The following is a 16,038-nucleotide window of genomic DNA, read 5'->3' on the forward strand; positions in this document are numbered from 1 at the left end:
GTGTATTTGATATGAGATGCTGCCACCATGTCATCGATATTTAAACATCGAGGATTTACTCTGGTCGAGCTTGTTTGCACCATTGCCATTTTGGGTATTCTTGCTGCATCTGCGCTTCCACGCTTTGCGAATGTTGCAAGCAGTGCCCGAATTTCGACTTTATATGCTTTTAAGGGCACAATTATACAGGCGGCTACAATGGGTAGAAGCATGTGTTTTTTGGATCCTGAATGCAATATGAACGCAGATGGTGGGCAATTTCCGACCACGGTGATAGAAGGCAAGACGATTTATTTTCATTATGGATATCCGACGGGATGGGGTCGTTTTTTTGTAGACGATGGTGTCGGTAGTCTTAGAGATTTAATGGATATCACGGGCTTCAGTTACACACAGCATCAAGGCGGTTCTTTCCAGACTGTATATACCAAAGATGGTGCAACAGACCCACAAAATTGCAAAGTGATTTATCAATTGAGCCCAGATGGCCAGCCACCATTGATGTCCGTCAGCTTAGTCACCAGCGGCTGTTGATAGCCCGGCCATCGGTGTTGATAATGCGTCCGGCACGAATCACGCAATTGGAGCCAGCATGGCTATCACATCGTTCACTAACGGCATTAACCCAGCCCCACCGAGATTCATCGCAGGTGAAACTCGCCCTGCTGCCACTCCCGTGTAAGCTGGCTCAGTATCCGTATACAGGGCCACAACAGGCACATTTAATGCCGCGGCCAGGTGAGAAAGCCCGGTATCAACACCAACAGCGAACCGCACATGAACCATGCGACGAGCGAGTGTTTGCAGATCCATTTGGGGCAGTACCAGCGCATCTGGCACTTGCCCTGCAATGCGTAATGCACGTTGATGCTCCATGTCATTGCCCCAAGGCAGCCACATTTGCAATCCTTGCCGCGCATAATACTGCCCCAAGGCAACCCAATGAGTTTCTGGCCATAGTTTGCTATCGCGGCTGGTAGCATGGAGAGCGAGAAATGCCATGCTATTGGCATCTGGACATTGCGCAGACAGTCCGTAATTGGGCTTTTCCAATGGCATCGCATAATGAAGTGCGCTGGCCGCCAGGGTGCGCATCCGAATCACGGCATGCTGCCGGTAGGGAATCGCATAGGTGTGCTGATAAAAGCGGCTGGCCAGGGGCTCACGAATGGAATGCCGATCATAGCCGTGGCGCGGACCACGCGCCCAGGTGGCCATCACCGCACTTTTGAGCAGGCCTTGCAAATCCAGCACGGCATCATACGGTTGCGCCGCGACGGCCTGTTTGACTGCCGAAATTTCACGCCAGGTCTGCCAACGCCACCACTGCTTGCGCCAGCGGCGCACCGCGACGGTAAACACCTGCTTTACCTGCGGGTGCAATCTTGGAATATCGGCAAAACTTTCTTCTACCAGCCAGTCAATCTGCGCATCGGGATGATGCTGCAAGAGATCTTCCACCACCGGCAAAGCGTGGATAACATCCCCCATAGAGGTGGTTTTGACGATCAAGATGCGTTTCATGGCCGCTATTTTCGCATACAATGCCAGCGCATGAAGTTTGCGTTTCTCATATTCAAATACTTTCCCTACGGCGGTGTGCAGCGTGACATGCTGCGTATTGCCCGCGACTGTGTGGCATTGGGACACGAAGTCACCATTTTTACCGGCGAATGGCGTGGCGAACAACCATCAGGCATACACATCCGCTTGCTCAAGGCCCGAGGTTGGCTCAATCATCACCGACACACCTCGCTGATCCGCCAGATGCAGCAAGGGATTGCGCAAGGCCAGTTTGACCGTATTGTCGGCTTTAACCGCATGCCGGGGCTGGATGTCTATTTCGCCGCCGATCCCTGCTATGCCGAACGCATGTCACGCGAACCCTGGTATAAAAAACTGTCTGGTCGTTACCGTTTTTTTTCTGCCATGGAGCAAGCCGTGTTTAGCCCCCAGGCAGGCACACAAATTTTGCTGCTTAACCAGCATGACCAGGCGATTTTTCAGCGTTGGTATGGTACCGATCAGGCGCGCTTTCACCTGATCCCGCCCAATATCCCGCTGCAGCGATTTGCTGACTTACCCGCCCGGGATCACCGCGCCTACGTGCGCCAGGCATTTGCGTTACCAGAAGACGCCATCATCTTGCTCACCGTCGGCTCGGCTTTTTTGCGCAAAGGCGTGGACCGTGCAATCAACGCCTTGAGCAGCCTGCCAGAGACACTCAAGCAACGTTGCTGGCTAATCGCCGTCGGAGAGTTTGAATCCAGCAGCAATATGCAGGCCTATGCTGCCGAGCGTGGTGTCGCCGACCGTTGTATTGAAGCTGGGGGCCGTCCGGATATCCCGGCGCTGATGCTAGGCTGCGATGTGCTCATACACGCCGCGCGCTCAGAGCTGGCAGGCATCGTCATCATTGAAGCGATGACGGCCGGTTTGCCGCAATTGGTGACCAGTGTGTGCGGCTATGCGAGCTATGTTGCCGCCGCCGGGGCAGGAGAAGTATTGCCTGAACCGTTTGATCAGGCCGTGATGAACCGCACTTTGCAGACCATGCTCACCAGCTTGCCGCAACAACGCTGGGGCCAACAGGCCCGCGCATACGTCGCCCAACTGGCCGCCAAACAGGTCTCAGCGCCTGAAGCCCGCATCATTGAGGCTGCTTCAAGCCGCCGCCCGCTTTAACCGATTAAGGCGCAGCGGGTCGCCCGGCCTTAAAAGGCAGATGCCGCAACTGGTCCGCCGCCGCTTTGCTGGCTTCACTGCGTTTCAAGGCATAGGCTTTGGCCTGCTCAAGCAAGGCCGCAGAAGGCAGCTTGGGGTCCTCAGACAAGCGGGACAGTTTTTCAAAGCTCTCTTCATAAGGCGTGGCGACCTGTGCGTCAATCTGCGCCGCCATTTCATCAAAACTGACACTGCCCTCACGCCCTTCAAGCATGATCTGCTGCCATTTGTGCTGAGCCTGCTGATCAATCTGGTTGAGTTTTTGCAATTGCTTTTGAATCGCCACCTCTTGCCGCCAGCGATATTTGGGTGCCGGCAAATGCGTCAACAAACCTAGCACGACCAGCGCCCAGGCCAGCCCTGCCAAGGCTTGCGATATAGTGATAGCGGGCGAGCCACGCAAAAAAGCGGGCAACATGAGCAAGCCCAGCACACCGCCGGTCAAAAACCCGCCAATATGCGCAGAGTTATCAATGCCGGGGATCACATAGCCCATGCCTATGGTCAACGCTGAAAAGAGCATGCCTCCCCAGAACAACCAGCGAAATTCAACTTGCTGCATCTGGTGTCTGGCAACCCAGAGATAGACCAGCAACGCGCCATAGATGCCAAAAATCGCCCCAGAGGCCCCACCTGACACTGCCTGATTGCCCTGAACCACCAGCGACAACAGATTACCGCCTATGCCGCTGACCAGGTAAATCAAGAGAAAGCGTGCAGAGCCGAACATGCGTTCGACCAGCTTGCCGCCATCCCACAAGGCCAGCATATTCATGCCCAGATGCACGGCGCCAAAGTGTAAAAACATGGCGCTGCCCAAGCGCCACCACTGACCATCGGCCGTGGCTGGGGCAAAATTGGCGCCCCAGGTCAGCTGTACTGTATTGGGCGAGTGCCAAAACCCGGCGCCACCAAGCAGCATGAGCACGAACACCAGCACATTGAGCGCAATCAAGGTGCGCGTCATCGGCGGCACAGGTGCGCGCAGCTCAATGCGAGGGGTGGGTGAAGCGTGCATCTAGGCGAGGGACTCCTGAAAAGGCACCTGCAACAAGGGCGGCTGTTGCAAGCTGTCGATTAAGGTTTGCAGGTTTTCTTCTGGCATAGACATCTGCGGATCAATCCTGTTCGCGACCCAGCCACAACACGCTATCTGCCGCGACTTGAGCCCCTCTGCCGTCAGCAGCGCATGATTGATACAGCCCAGGCGCATGCCGACCACCATCAGCGCAGGCAATTGCAGGGCCTGAATCAAATCGGCCATGCTCTGCGTCTGGTTTAAAGGCACCAGCAAGCCCCCTGCGCCTTCCACAATCACCACATCGGCCAGCGTGGTCAGTTGTGCATAGGCGGCTTGAATGACCTCAAGCTGAATTTCCACGCCGGCTTGCGCAGCGGCGATATGGGGCGCAATAGCCGGTGTAAAGCGGTAGGGATTAATCAGTTCAGCAGGTGCTGTCACGTTGGAGGCTGCAGTCAGTAAACGCACATCTTCATTTTGCCAGCGGCCATCCAGCCACTCGCAACCGGAAGCTATTGGCTTCATGCCGATCACCGTCTTGCCTTGTGCAATCAACTGCTGCATCAAGCGAACGGTGACTGTGGTTTTACCGACACCGGTATCGGTGCCAGTGACAAAAAAACGTGAAGGCAGCGGCTGCATCATGCCCCCTGCGTGGCGGGTTTGCGCGACATGAATTGCACCGGACTGGTCCCAGGTGCCGTGTAGGGCTGGCTCCCGGTCCAGGCATGTACGAACACCACTTCATAGGTGGCGGGCAATTTACCCTGGTGGCGAAAAGCCTCATAGCCCTGGCGCAATTGCTGCAAAAACCCCCTGCCACTCAAGCCCTTGGCACGCCCCGCCGTCGCATTATGTGCGCCAATCGCTTTGAGGTCGCGCATCACAGATTCCACCGTATCGTAGGTCAGGGTGTAATGCATCACATCCAGCACCGGCGCGCTAAAGCCAGCCCGCGTCAGTGCATCGCCGATATCATGCATGTCAATAAAACGGCTGACATGGGTGTGTCCTTGACCAGAGGCTGCACGCAGTTCTTTCAGCGTATCCGGGCCCAAGGTGGCAAACATGAGCAGCCCGTTGGGTTTAAGCACACGCCTGAATTCTTGCAATACAGTGTCCATGTCGTTACACCACTGCACGGCCAGGTTGGACCACACCATATCAACACTGGCGGTTGCCAACGGCATGGCTTCAATGTCGGCACACACCATTTGTGGTTTGGCCTGCCAGAAGCGATACCAGGGAAACAGCGTTTTCGTGCGGGCCAGCATGCCTTCGGCAATATCCAGCGCCACCCCTCTTGCCTGCTTAAAATGTTTGAGCAAGGCATGCAAGCCATGACCGGTGCCGCAACCTGCATCCAGAATCACCGCAGGCGCCAGCTTGACCACGTCCAGACGGCTCAACATTTCCTCACGTACCTGACGCTGCAAAATGGCGGCGGCATCATACTGTTTGGCCGCACGGTGAAACGACTGGCGCATGCGCGTCTTGTCGATCTGATAAACATCCTGCATTTAATGCTCCCCGGCGCGCGCAGCGGGCTCATCCGCCATAAAGGCTTCCACCGCTTCGCAAAACGCTTCCGCATGTGACAAAAAGGGCGCATGTGCCGCCCCGGCGATCACGCGCAAGTGTGCACGCTGCAAATGCATGGCCAGCCAGTGCGCTGCCGAGACCGGCGCCAGCGTGTCTCTATCCCCGTGAATGATCAGCGCGGGCTGGAACAAGCGCCCGACCTCTTCGCGCAAATCGGTCTGCATCAGGATATCCAGGGCCTGATTCAAGCTATCTTGGGTAGGCGTGGGTTTGGCACCAAACGCAATACGCAATTGGCGTACCGTGCTGCGCGCATCTTTGGCATGCATGCATTGCAGGGTCAAGAAATTGAGCAAGGTGGCATTAAAGTCTTGCGCAAACCGCTCGTTGAACTGCTCAAAATGGCGGGCTGCAATGCCATGTGGCCAGTCTGGCTTGCTCACAAAACAGGGGTTGGTCCCCACCAGAATCAGCTTCTCTACCCGGTCCGGTTGATTGAGGGCAATTTGCTGCGCAACCAGGCCGCCCAGCGACCAGCCTAAAATGGTGGACACGCCGGGGATTTCCTCAGCGACCGCTTCGGCCAGGCTATGCAAGTGATAAGGATAAACCGGACGGCTCTGGCCCATGCCGGGCAAATCCACCAGAAACAGTCGAAAATGGGTGGACAGCCGCTTGGTGACCCTTTCCCATACCGCACTGTTCATGCCCCAACCATGGAGCATTACCAGCGGTTTGCCTTGCCCCATGATTTCGATAAAACAACTCATGCCACCGCCCCGATAGCTAACTCACGCTCGGCATCGTGCAAGGCTTGAATCAGCGCCCTGACGTCGGACTCACGATGGGCAGCCGACAGGGAAATCCGCAGGCGGGAAGTATTAACCGGCACGGTGGGGGGCCGGATTGCCGGCACCAGAATGCCACGCGCCTGCAAATACTGGCTCAATGCCAGCGCCTCATGGTTATCGCCCACCACCAGTGGCTGGATAGCGGTTTCTGACGGCAGCAAGTGCCAACGGGTGAGTGAGAGCTCACTCTTGAGCAGCGCAATCATGTCAAACAATTGCTTTCTGCGCGCATCACCCTGCTCTATCTCTTTCACTGAAGCCAGCAAGGCGGCGGACAGCGGTGGTGGCGCAGGCGTGGTGTAGATATAACTGTTGGCGTGCTGAATCAGGTAATCAATCACAATTTGTTGGCCTGCTACAAAAGCACCCGCCACACCCGCGGCTTTGCCAAGGGTGCCCATCATGATCAGGCGTGGTGACTGCAGCCCCAGATGCTTGAGCGAGCCACGCCCTTGCGGACCGAGCACACCAAAACCGTGCGCATCATCCACATACAAATAGGCATCATAGCGTTCGCAGAGCGCAAGATACTCAGCCAGCGGTGCAATATCGCCATCCATACTGAACACCGCATCAGCGGTAACCAGTTTGTGACGGGCCGTGCTGGCTTGCAATAATTTTTCCAAGGCGGCCACGTCATTGTGCGGAAAGCGATGATGTGTGGCACGTGACAAAAATGCGCCATCATTCAGACAGGCATGATTCAGCTTGTCCGAGAACACGGCATCTTCACGCCCCATCAAGGCACTGACGACGCCAATATTCGCCATGTATCCGGTGGAAAACAGCAAGGCTGCCGGTTGCCCGACAAAAGCCGCCAGCGCCTGCTCTAACTGATCATGATAGCGGTGATGACCGGTAATCAGATTGGAGGCGCCACTGCCCACGCCCGCTTCCGCAGCGGCTTGTTGCAAAGCGGCCACCAGCGCAGCATCGTTGGCCAGGCCCAGATAATCATTGCTGCAAAACGACAAAAATGGCTGGCCATTGGCGGTGATATGCTCGGCCTGTGGTGAATCCAGCAAGCGGCGTTGACGCATCAGGCCCAGTGTTTGCCGTTTTTCCAGATCGGCCCGTAAAGACTCCAGCAGATCGCTCATTTAGATTTTCTTCAAGCCTAATTTGGCAAACAGGGCATTGTCAGACTCAACCTCAGGGTTACCAGTCGTCAGTAATTTTTCACCGTAAAAAATACTGTTGGCCCCGGCATGGAAGCACAAGGTCTGCACGGCTTCGCCCATGCTCTGGCGGCCAGCAGACAAGCGGACAAAGCTGGTCGGCATGGTGATGCGGGCGATGGCAATCGTACGCACAAACTCCAGCGGATCCAATGGGTCGGTGCCATGCAAAGGCGTGCCTTCCACTTGGGTTAACAAGTTGATGGGCACGCTTTCCGGCGGTTGCTCCATATTGGCCAACTGCGCAATCAGGCCCGCGCGCTGCGCACGGGTTTCACCCATGCCAATAATGCCGCCGCTGCACACATTGATATTCATGCTGCGCACGCGGTCCAGGGTGTCCAGACGGTCCTGATACGTCCGCGTGGTAATCACATCGCCATAGAACTCGGGCGCGGTATCCAGGTTATGGTTGTAATAATCCAGCCCAGCCTCTTTCAGTTGCTCGGCTTGCCCATCCTTAAGCATGCCCAGCGTGGCACAGGTTTGCAGCCCCATCGCCTTCACTTCAGAGATCATTTTGAGCACAGGCTCCAGGTCGCGCTGTTTGGGTCCGCGCCAGGCAGCTCCCATACAGAAACGGCTGGCACCGCTTTCTTTGGCTGCTTTGGCTGCGGCCAGCACCTCGTCCAACTGCATCAAGGGCTCGTTTTCAACCTCGGTATGATAACGCGCAGCTTGCGGGCAATAGCCGCAGTCTTCGGAACAGCCGCCCGTTTTAATCGACAGCAGTGTGCTGACCTGCACGGCGTTTGGATCAAAATGCTCCCTATGCACAGTGTGCGCTCTGTGCAGCAAATCATTGAACGGCAATTCAAACAGTGCCATGATATCTGCAACGCGCCAGCGCTCAACCGTTGGATGACAGGAAGCCGCAGGCTTCAAGCCATCCAGATTAATGACGGAGGTTTGCATTTCGGTGCCACAAGCAGTAGCAGAGGTGTGTTGTTCCATAAGTCCCACGCATTAAAAAATAGATGAATAATCCGGCCGAATTATATGTTGTTTAAAATCATACGTGAAAAAATTTTACAACAGCTTAAAATTTAAACAAATCAACTCCACTCACTGGTTGTCGCAGTGGCTGACAACGACGCTGCCCTGCCCGCTGTGCCATCAAGCCCCAGGCGCTCGCCAACCTTCAGCGACTGACGAGCCAATCTCCCCTCCAAACGGACTTTGTTTAGACTGCCAGGCCAGCCTGCCCTGGTACCAATCGCCGCGTTGCCCACAATGCGCATTACCAAATACGCGAGGTGAGCTGTGCGGCATCTGTTTACAGCATGCCCCCGCTTTTGACCAAACGCTGACCGTTTTTCGCTATGCCTATCCGCTAGATCGACTCTTGCATCAATTTAAATACCACCAGCAATTGCCATGGGGGGCGCTATTGGCACAGGCCTGGCTATCCCGCCTGCCAGTGTTACCCGCGAGCCAGCAGCCAGCCGTCCTGGTGGCGATGCCCATGCACCTGAACCGCATCAAACAGCGTGGGTTTAATCATGCGCTTGAATTAGCCAGGCACTTGCAAAAGCAGTGGCAAATTCCGTTAAGGATAGACGGCTGTGAGCGATTGATAGACACGCCAGCGCAAGCAGCGATGGACATGAAAACAAGAACCCGCAATCTACGCGGTGCCTTTGCGACCTCGCAGCGATGGCAAGGTCAGCATGTGATGATCGTGGATGATGTGATGACGACAGGAGCCAGCATGCATGCGCTGGCAAAAGTTTTTAAACAGGCGGGGGCTGCACAGGTGACGGCGCTCGTGCTGGCACGCACCCTCAAACAGGACTAGCTAGCACAATTATTCGGCATTGGCTTGTACGCTGCCGCCCAGTTGACGGATGCGCTGCGTAACAAATTCGAGCAAGCGCTCGCTTAACGGCAGGCTTTGCGCCTGTTGCAAGTGCTGCAAGGCTTGCGCATTCTGGCCCACAGCTTGTAATGAAATGGCGTACGCCACCATCCATTGTGCATGCCCCGGCCGCAACAGCGTCGCGCGTTCAAAATGTGGCAAGGCGGCGGCATGCTGGCCGGTTTGCTGATAAGCCATGGCCAGCATCCATTGCGATTCGGCATCTTGCGCCAGCGCACTGGCCACCGGTTTTAATGTTTGTAATACCGCCTCTGCCTGACCATGTGCCAACTGCCATCTGGCGAGTGATTTGGGCAAGCCCACTTGAGCCGGAAACTGCTTGATGCCTGCCTGCAGAACCGAAACAGCCTCGGCCTCTTGCCGGGACTCAAATAAATAGGCGGCCAACAGCTGGCGTGCATCTTCAGACTGCGGATAAATCGTCAGCGCTTGCCTGAGCATTGCCAACGCCTCGTTCAAACGACCTTTTTGCTCATGATCGACAGCACGCTGGATCAAGACATTCACTTCCTGCTCAGGTCTGACATGTTTATTGACCATGCCTTTTTCGGCTGACTTTTCATCACTTTTGCCCTGATTCTGGTCCGCGTGCGTCTCCAGCGTAGGCGCGATGGTGGCAACCGTGATTGCCGCCGTATCCGCGGACTTCATGCTGAACTCACCCTCGACTTGTGGTGCAGCAGCATTAGCCACTGGCTTCACTTGAGCAACGACAGCGCGCGCACTGGGCTTTGCTGGAGCAGGTTCGGACTGCCAGGCACTGAACAATGACCTGGTCAACTGCGGCGGCGCCCAAGTCGCCACCGTGCCTGCCTCTGCGGCTGCCGGGGCTAAAACAGTCTGTACGCGTGGTTTTGGGCCTTGAGCCTGCGGCGCGGCATGGGGTATCGCAGTCACATGCTGCGGATAAAAATACGCCATCAACATGGGCGTATTCATCCACACCCATCCGGCTGTCGCAAGCAGCAGCCCGCCACCTATCAGGCGATTCAACCAACGGCCAGCTGGAGCTGGCTGTGCAGACAACACTGGCTTGACCTGCCCGGCCCAACCATCAGTGGTGTTGCCCTGACGGGCCTCTACGTTTTGTAACACCTGATTAATCAAGCTCATTTGATTCCTCCGTCGCCTGCTAACGACCAAACCCGGCCAGGGTGGCATGCAACGTCAACCACCATTTAAACCCATGCTCCAGCCAACGATGCTGTGCTTTGACACTGGCTTGTGTATCAAGAATCGCCGCTTTCACATCCTCGGTTGTAACCCTGTGCTGGCCACGGCCAAACGCAGACAATAATGCTTTATGCGCCAGAATATTCAACAAGCGCGGAATGCCGTTGGCATACCGGTATAGCAATCGCATGCTGGCCGGACTAAACACCATGCCGCCCTGATACCCGGCCACATGCATGCGATGATTCAAATAAAACGCTAATTCTTCCCATTGCAGGCCTTTGAGGTGATATTCAAAGCCAATGCGCTGCCGCAGTTGGCGAATAGACGAATGGTTGAGACGTTCTTCCAGCTCAGGCTGGCCAAAAATGACCACTTGTAACAACTTGCGCTTTTCGGTTTCGAGGTTACTCAGCAAGCGCAAGGCTTCCAGCGTTTCCAGCGGCATGGCTTGCACTTCATCCAGACAGACCACCACATGCGTGCCTTTTTCAGCAAAGGTCAGCAATGTGCGATGCAGCGCATCTATCATGTCATGGTGGGTAAACTCAGGCTTGAAGGCGACGCCAAACTCGGTGGCCAGCGTCATCAGTAAGGCGTGCGGATCTAGATAAGGGTTGGGAAGGTAAGCAATCTGGCAACCGGGTTCCAAGGCTTTGAGCAGGCGCCGGCAGAGCAATGTTTTACCGGTGCCAACTTCACCTGTGATTTTGACAAAGCCTTCACCCGACTCAATCGCAATCAATAGCGTATTCAGCGCTTCTTGCAACGTGCGTGTGGCGTAATAAAAGCTCGTATCCGGCGTGATCGAAAATGGAAACTCTTTTAAGCCAAAATGCTGCAGGTACATGCCCGCTCCTAAAATGCGTTGTCTGACTTGAGTTTTTCTACTCGGTCCTGGCTGTCGAGCATATCTTGCGCCCAGTTATCGCCACTGCGGACCACGGTGGATTTGAGCAGAATAACCAGTTCTGTTTTGGTGGAGCTTTGGTCTTTCTGGCGGAACAGGTTACCCAAAAATTTGACATCACCCAAACCAGGTACTTTTGTACGTGTATTATCCACGGACTCTGACATCAGCCCGCCGATCGCAATCACACTGCCATCGCGGGTACGCACGATGCTATCGGTTTCATTGATGTTGGAGGAGGCCGTTGGAATCGTGTAGGTGCCACCGTTGGCACTGGACAAACTCACAGTACGGTTGACCTGGGTGACTTCACTGATAAACGGATGGACGTGCAGAATAATGTTGTCGTCCTTGTCAATTTGCGGTGTCACATCCAGTGAAATACCAGAAAAATACGGTTGCAGCTGAATATCTGGCGTCACTACGGCGCCGCCCGTGGTGGTGGTGACATTGGTACGCACATTGGTCACGTAGAACGCATCATTCCCCACCTTGAGTACCGCTTTCTGATTGTTGATGGTGGCAATGCGCGGACTGGACAGGACTTCTACATTGCCCTGTGTTTCGAGAAAGTTAAGCAGCGCAGAAAAGTTTTTGCCTTGTACTGCTAACGCAAACATTGAGCCGCCTATGGACACCGGATCACTGTTACTCAAAGCGCCAGGTACGGTGCTGGTCAGCGTGCCGTTGGTCAAGGCACCGGTTTCTCCCAGGGTGGTATTGCCGTTGACGTTACCAAAGGTGTAATCGCGGCCGCGAATGTTTCTGACCGCCGCCCAGTTAATCCCTTGTTGCGAGTTTCTATTCAGTTGCACCTTGATAATCTTGGCTTCCAGAATCACCTGACGATCCACGGTCACCTGCATCAGACTCAGAAATTTCTCCACCTGGCGGATTTCCTTGGGCATGGCTTTGACCATGATCAGGCCAGACTGCGCGTTAATGACTACCTTGCGCCCGTTTTCTTCGCCAATCAGGCTACTCAATGAGCCTGCAATCTCGTCCCAAAAGTCATTATTGGTACGCATACTCACATCTGAAGCATACACTTGCAGGTTGGAGGCGCCCGAGGCCGCCTGGTTGCCCGTACCTGTCCCGGTTGAGCCAGAGCCAACGCCCATGGCACCGTTCATGGCGGCGGCCTGTCCGGCCACGCCTGCGGCACCACCCGCACCAGAACCGCTGGCCGTCCCGGACGTGACACGGGTGGCAGAAGACCCTCTGCGAGCGCCTGTAATGTAATTAACCTGAAAAACCCGGGTTTGCAGGGTTTGTGGCTCGACAAAAATCTGCTTGCCGTTCATTTTGTACTCATAACCATACAAGTCACGCAAGGCATTGAGCGCTTCAAACAGCGTGACATCGCGCAGGTTAATCGTAATCTCGCCTTTCAGCTCCGGGCTTAAGGCAATGCTGTAAGGACTGCCAGAGACGATACCCATCAATACCTGGCTAGCCGGGGCTTTGTTAACCACGAGGTCAAAACGCGGCTCGACACGTTTGGCCAGCGCTTTGGGTGGCTCAATTTTAAGTGGCTCAAACAACTCATCCGTCACTTCTTTAGGCGGCGGCACCACTTGTGCTTGCGCCTTGGCCGCAGAGGTCGCCAATTCGTTTTGTATTTTTGGCTGAATTGATGGATTGGTCGGCGTGAACGGGTTACTGGTGCATCCAGCCAACCCGGCGCCTATCATCATCACACCCAAGGTATTCACAAAAGTTTTCATAGCAGTCTCTCTATTGATATTCACCTGGCGGCCACTTCAGCCAATCGCAGGCATTTTCACTTTATTTTTTAACCGTTTTTGCCTGTTTGGCTTTTTTTATCTGCGCAGGCTGCGGTGCCTGCATCACAACACTGGTCAACCCCAAGCCCAACAGTTTTTTCTCACCGTTTTGATTGATAAACACCGCTTGCTGGTGCTTGACCGAAACCAGTTTAAAACCTTGATAACGCTCACCCAAGTTAACGAGCTCGCCATTGACCACAGCAAACCCATGCTTGCCGTTGTCCTGAATGGCCGTGACTTGCCAAGCCTGCGCAGTCTCCGTTTGTGCCTCTGGCAGATAAGGCAATACGGCAGCTGGCGGCTTCGTAGGGTCTATCATTTGCTCGGCGGCCTGGCTATGTGCCATGCTGACCAATACCATCCAAATCATGAATATGCGCATGCTATATCCCCAACCAGGCGTTTTCCCCACTCAGGGTATACACTTGAAAAATCAATTCGCTTTCTGGGTAACCGCCTTTAAGCTCGGCATTGTCCCATGCCAGCTGACGGCCGATCGCTTTCAGGGACTTGCTATACGCCATCAACGCAAAATACTGCCCTTTTAAATGGACTTTTACGGCGTGCTGGTAAACATGTGGCATGTTTTTCCAAGCCTCTTCCGAGGTTGATGACGCTTCAGCGCCTGGCGCGGCTTGCGCCTGCAATAACTTTCTTCGCGTTTCAATAAAATCCACCACCGGCAAGGATTGCATTTCAATCACTTGCACATCGGTATGCTTTTGCAACAGTTTTTTCAGCATCTCCACCATGGCTTGCGGTGGGACCATAAAGGCAGAAACTTTAAGTAACTCATCTGCCTGGCTAGCCATTTTTTGTCTGGTTTCTGCAATCTCCTGCTGAAACGCCTGCGTAGCTGGCTGTGGCGCCGCCTGGGCAGCAATCTTGGTCAGTTGCTCGGTCAGGGTGGTGGTATCGTTTTGTATCTTGAGGATTTCTTGCTGGGTATTAGCCAGTTGCACCCGCTGTGGCTCCAGCAAAAAGGTATCCATCAGGCCCACCACAGCAAACAAGCCGGTGCCAAACAACATCCAGCGCTCGCGCATGGAGAACGCTTGCCATTTGTCGCTGATTGCCTGTAGTTTTTCAGATCGCATGACTTACTGCCTCCCGCTCTGGTTGCCGGGCTGAGGTGGCACCGTCTGGCGCACAAATTCGTCCCAACTCATGCCATTCACCAATTTGTTTGTGGCTTGCGTATCACGCCCTTTGACTTCAAAGGTATACACTTTGAGTACAGGCAATGCTGTGTTCGCCTGATTCGAAGGGCTATTTCCGCCTTGTGGATTAACAGGCGCGGCTGAGGCCGGCGTCACTGGCGGAGCACCCCCGTCTTTGCCTGCAGGCGAGGTCGTGGCAACCTCTGGCGCTGGCGCAAGCGATGGACTCACTGCAGAGGCTCCAGCATTTCCGCCTGAACGCGACTGCGGCTGTTGCAAATCCAGTTGTTTGAACTGAATACCTGAGAACTCAGTCCCGGCAAATACAGCCTGGTGAGAGAGCAAATCCAGATAGGCTGGAATATCCTCTGACTGCAACGCTTGCCCGGCAAGCGTCAAGTGTTGGACGGCAGGCTCAACTTTAAAACCGGTTAACCAGACGCCAGGTTGCTGTTGCCCGGTAAATGCACGCATGTAGTCGATCAGGTGTGCCGATTGTTCTGAAATGGACTGCTGGAAAATAGCCAGAATTTGGGTCTGCATCTCCAGTTGCGCTTTTAATGCTTTTAACTCAGCCTCAAGCTTGGTGTTATCGATAGGCATCGCCTTTTTCGAAAAGGCTTCCACTTTTTTCTGCATGGTTTCATACTGCGCAAGGGCTTGGTTACGCTGCACTTGCAATTGCTCGTTTTCAGCAGCCAGTCCAGTATAAAAGTAATACATCACCACTGCGGCCAGCACATAGACGGCCGCCACCATCGGCAGGCTAAACCACTCTCTGGCTTTAACACCACCGCCTTCATACAGGTTAATCTGCTGACTCATACGGCCGCCTCCTGACGCAAGGCAGCACCCAGGGCAGGCATCAACATGGCCTGTTTTTCAAGGCTGGAAAAATCCTGGTTGGCAGGCAGCTCAACAACATCTTCCAGGTTAAAAACATTGACCGGCACATAGAGGCTGGAACTCAGGCCGCTCACCAGATAATCGCGATGCACGACCGGCGCCACCACCATACGGTTCAAGCTCAGGAAAGGAAACTGACGGTCAAAGCTGTCCAGCGAGCGTTGCAGCTCAAGCACCAATTTATCAAAATTGATTCTGAAGATTTCGTCCCTATCGTTCAAAAAGTCGCGATCCAGCTCAATCAGACGCGTATGGTAAAGCTCACCTTTTGCCGTAAACGTGATCAGGCAACCGCGTGGCAGGATGCTCACCATCACCAGCGCGCGATCTTCGTGTTCAAGCAAATGGGCAATATTGCGTTGTGCCAGCGCGTGCACATCAATCGAACGCAGGTTAAATCCGGCATCGACCAAATGATTACCCGCCCCGGTTACCGTAGCTTTTTTGGCGCAAATCGCCAGCATCAGCGCTTGGCGATTTGCCACAGAGGGATCCGAAGGCAGATCAATCCCATCAACCACCGCTTGTTCTACCGCATAATCAAGCAATCCCTTGAGTTTCCAGCGTAACGCCGGTTTTACTTCATCCTCTGGCAAATTGGGCTTGTCGATCTGCACAATGTTGTACTGGTCGACATTGAGTACCAGATTGCAGGGTAAAGACTTGAGGTCATTTTTGGTCACAAAGTGACGTAATGTGGAAGTAGCATCCAGCGGTATTTGCTCAACCGCCGCAAACGAAACCACCGGCTTGGTCCCTTCTGCAGGCGGCGTCAAGGCAACAGTACTCACATGCATGTCGGTAAAACTCACCCCTACCTGCTGCTTGTTTTTTTGTCTTTTAAACCATTGCATAGAGAGTCGCCAGTCTTTCAGAGTCACTTTATCATTTAAAATCAAAGAAT

At 54.4% G+C, this 16,038-nt stretch carries 17 protein-coding genes; 3 read left to right on the plus strand and 14 right to left on the minus strand.

Features of this window, described 5'->3' with window-relative positions; all coding sequences use genetic code 11:
- The first annotated feature begins 27 nt into the window (after positions 1 to 27).
- Positions 28 to 534, plus strand: coding sequence for a type II secretion system protein (locus GOC95_RS06105; RefSeq protein ID WP_194748661.1), 507 nt, complete (start codon positions 28 to 30; stop codon positions 532 to 534).
- 39 nt (positions 535 to 573) lie between these two features.
- On the opposite strand, the gene waaC is transcribed toward GOC95_RS06105, so the two are convergent.
- Complete coding sequence (waaC, locus tag GOC95_RS06110; RefSeq protein WP_228518833.1) at positions 574 to 1,524, minus strand: lipopolysaccharide heptosyltransferase I; 951 nt, start codon at positions 1,522 to 1,524, stop codon at positions 574 to 576.
- A 30-nt stretch (positions 1,525 to 1,554) separates the two neighbouring features.
- On the opposite strand from waaC, the gene GOC95_RS06115 reads away from it, so the two are divergent.
- Positions 1,555 to 2,685: a glycosyltransferase family 4 protein gene (locus GOC95_RS06115; protein ID WP_275356313.1), complete on the plus strand. Its 1,131-nt coding sequence runs from the start codon at positions 1,555 to 1,557 to the stop codon at positions 2,683 to 2,685.
- 4 nt (positions 2,686 to 2,689) lie between these two features.
- Here GOC95_RS06115 and GOC95_RS06120 read toward each other — a convergent pair whose 3' ends face one another.
- The 6 genes from GOC95_RS06120 to bioB are packed head-to-tail and all read right to left on the minus strand — an operon-like array spanning position 2,690 to position 8,231.
- Positions 2,690 to 3,742: a rhomboid family intramembrane serine protease gene (locus tag GOC95_RS06120; RefSeq protein ID WP_275356314.1), complete on the minus strand. Its 1,053-nt coding sequence runs from the start codon at positions 3,740 to 3,742 to the stop codon at positions 2,690 to 2,692.
- Positions 3,743 to 4,387: a dethiobiotin synthase gene (gene bioD, locus GOC95_RS06125; protein WP_194749100.1), complete on the minus strand. Its 645-nt coding sequence runs from the start codon at positions 4,385 to 4,387 to the stop codon at positions 3,743 to 3,745. It lies immediately after the preceding gene.
- Positions 4,387 to 5,265: a malonyl-ACP O-methyltransferase BioC gene (gene bioC / locus GOC95_RS06130; protein ID WP_275356315.1), complete on the minus strand. Its 879-nt coding sequence runs from the start codon at positions 5,263 to 5,265 to the stop codon at positions 4,387 to 4,389. Before bioC ends, bioD begins: the two co-directional genes overlap by 1 nt.
- On the minus strand, positions 5,266 to 6,057 hold the full coding sequence (bioH, locus tag GOC95_RS06135) for a pimeloyl-ACP methyl ester esterase BioH (RefSeq protein WP_275356316.1): 792 nt from the start codon (positions 6,055 to 6,057) through the stop codon (positions 5,266 to 5,268). It lies immediately after the preceding gene.
- The gene (bioF, locus tag GOC95_RS06140) at positions 6,054 to 7,238 is read right to left on the minus strand and encodes an 8-amino-7-oxononanoate synthase (protein WP_275356317.1); all 1,185 of its coding nucleotides are present in this window, start codon (positions 7,236 to 7,238) and stop codon (positions 6,054 to 6,056) included. Before bioF ends, bioH begins: the two co-directional genes overlap by 4 nt.
- On the minus strand, positions 7,239 to 8,231 hold the full coding sequence (gene bioB / locus GOC95_RS06145; RefSeq protein WP_275356401.1) for a biotin synthase BioB: 993 nt from the start codon (positions 8,229 to 8,231) through the stop codon (positions 7,239 to 7,241). It lies immediately after the preceding gene.
- A 430-nt stretch (positions 8,232 to 8,661) separates the two neighbouring features.
- Here bioB and GOC95_RS06150 point away from each other — a divergent pair, with 430 nt between their 5' ends.
- Entirely contained in the window at positions 8,662 to 9,114 is a 453-nt protein-coding gene (locus GOC95_RS06150; protein ID WP_275356318.1) for a phosphoribosyltransferase family protein, read from the plus strand.
- 9 nt (positions 9,115 to 9,123) lie between these two features.
- Here the strand turns inward: GOC95_RS06150 and GOC95_RS06155 are convergent, their stop codons facing one another.
- The 7 genes from GOC95_RS06155 to GOC95_RS06185 all read right to left on the minus strand — a co-directional run bounded on the left by GOC95_RS06155 (position 9,124) and on the right by GOC95_RS06185 (position 15,988).
- A complete protein-coding gene (locus GOC95_RS06155) occupies positions 9,124 to 10,308 on the minus strand; it encodes a tetratricopeptide repeat protein (protein WP_275356319.1) in 1,185 nt (394 codons plus the stop codon).
- 19 nt (positions 10,309 to 10,327) lie between these two features.
- A complete protein-coding gene (locus GOC95_RS06160; protein ID WP_194748670.1) occupies positions 10,328 to 11,218 on the minus strand; it encodes an AAA family ATPase in 891 nt (296 codons plus the stop codon).
- 8 nt (positions 11,219 to 11,226) lie between these two features.
- Positions 11,227 to 13,005: a pilus (MSHA type) biogenesis protein MshL gene (gene mshL / locus GOC95_RS06165; RefSeq protein WP_275356320.1), complete on the minus strand. Its 1,779-nt coding sequence runs from the start codon at positions 13,003 to 13,005 to the stop codon at positions 11,227 to 11,229.
- A 61-nt stretch (positions 13,006 to 13,066) separates the two neighbouring features.
- The gene (locus tag GOC95_RS06170) at positions 13,067 to 13,438 is read right to left on the minus strand and encodes a hypothetical protein (RefSeq protein WP_275356321.1); all 372 of its coding nucleotides are present in this window, start codon (positions 13,436 to 13,438) and stop codon (positions 13,067 to 13,069) included.
- A gap of 13 nt (positions 13,439 to 13,451) precedes the next feature.
- A complete protein-coding gene (gene gspM, locus GOC95_RS06175) occupies positions 13,452 to 14,165 on the minus strand; it encodes a type II secretion system protein GspM (RefSeq protein WP_275356322.1) in 714 nt (237 codons plus the stop codon).
- Positions 14,166 to 14,168: 3 nt separating this feature from the next.
- Positions 14,169 to 15,053 (minus strand): PilN domain-containing protein, encoded by an 885-nt coding sequence (locus GOC95_RS06180; protein ID WP_275356323.1) that lies wholly within the window; start codon positions 15,051 to 15,053, stop codon positions 14,169 to 14,171.
- Complete coding sequence (locus GOC95_RS06185) at positions 15,050 to 15,988, minus strand: hypothetical protein (RefSeq protein WP_194748675.1); 939 nt, start codon at positions 15,986 to 15,988, stop codon at positions 15,050 to 15,052. The genes GOC95_RS06180 and GOC95_RS06185 overlap by 4 nt, the downstream gene beginning before the upstream one ends.
- Positions 15,989 to 16,038: the final 50 nt, after the last annotated feature.

This window comes from Methylophilus sp. YYY-1, from assembly GCF_029132825.1.
Lineage (GTDB): Bacteria > Pseudomonadota > Gammaproteobacteria > Burkholderiales > Methylophilaceae > Methylophilus > Methylophilus glucosoxydans.

Bases quoted from the DNA above. Each gene is read 5' to 3' on its own strand.
- GOC95_RS06105 (WP_194748661.1), top strand. From the start codon at position 28: ATGTCATCGATATTTAAACATCGAGGATTTACTCTGGTCGAGCTTGTT.
- waaC (WP_228518833.1), bottom strand. From the start codon at position 1,524: ATGAAACGCATCTTGATCGTCAAAACCACCTCTATGGGGGATGTTATC.
- GOC95_RS06115 (WP_275356313.1), top strand. From the start codon at position 1,555: ATGAAGTTTGCGTTTCTCATATTCAAATACTTTCCCTACGGCGGTGTG.
- GOC95_RS06120 (WP_275356314.1), bottom strand. From the start codon at position 3,742: ATGCACGCTTCACCCACCCCTCGCATTGAGCTGCGCGCACCTGTGCCG.
- bioD (WP_194749100.1), bottom strand. From the start codon at position 4,387: ATGCAGCCGCTGCCTTCACGTTTTTTTGTCACTGGCACCGATACCGGT.
- bioC (WP_275356315.1), bottom strand. From the start codon at position 5,265: ATGCAGGATGTTTATCAGATCGACAAGACGCGCATGCGCCAGTCGTTT.
- bioH (WP_275356316.1), bottom strand. From the start codon at position 6,057: ATGAGTTGTTTTATCGAAATCATGGGGCAAGGCAAACCGCTGGTAATG.
- bioF (WP_275356317.1), bottom strand. From the start codon at position 7,238: ATGAGCGATCTGCTGGAGTCTTTACGGGCCGATCTGGAAAAACGGCAA.
- bioB (WP_275356401.1), bottom strand. From the start codon at position 8,231: ATGCAAACCTCCGTCATTAATCTGGATGGCTTGAAGCCTGCGGCTTCC.
- GOC95_RS06155 (WP_275356319.1), bottom strand. From the start codon at position 10,308: ATGAGCTTGATTAATCAGGTGTTACAAAACGTAGAGGCCCGTCAGGGC.
- GOC95_RS06160 (WP_194748670.1), bottom strand. From the start codon at position 11,218: ATGTACCTGCAGCATTTTGGCTTAAAAGAGTTTCCATTTTCGATCACG.
- mshL (WP_275356320.1), bottom strand. From the start codon at position 13,005: ATGAAAACTTTTGTGAATACCTTGGGTGTGATGATGATAGGCGCCGGG.
- GOC95_RS06170 (WP_275356321.1), bottom strand. From the start codon at position 13,438: ATGATTTGGATGGTATTGGTCAGCATGGCACATAGCCAGGCCGCCGAG.
- gspM (WP_275356322.1), bottom strand. From the start codon at position 14,165: ATGCGATCTGAAAAACTACAGGCAATCAGCGACAAATGGCAAGCGTTC.
- GOC95_RS06180 (WP_275356323.1), bottom strand. From the start codon at position 15,053: ATGAGTCAGCAGATTAACCTGTATGAAGGCGGTGGTGTTAAAGCCAGA.
- GOC95_RS06185 (WP_194748675.1), bottom strand. From the start codon at position 15,988: ATGCAATGGTTTAAAAGACAAAAAAACAAGCAGCAGGTAGGGGTGAGT.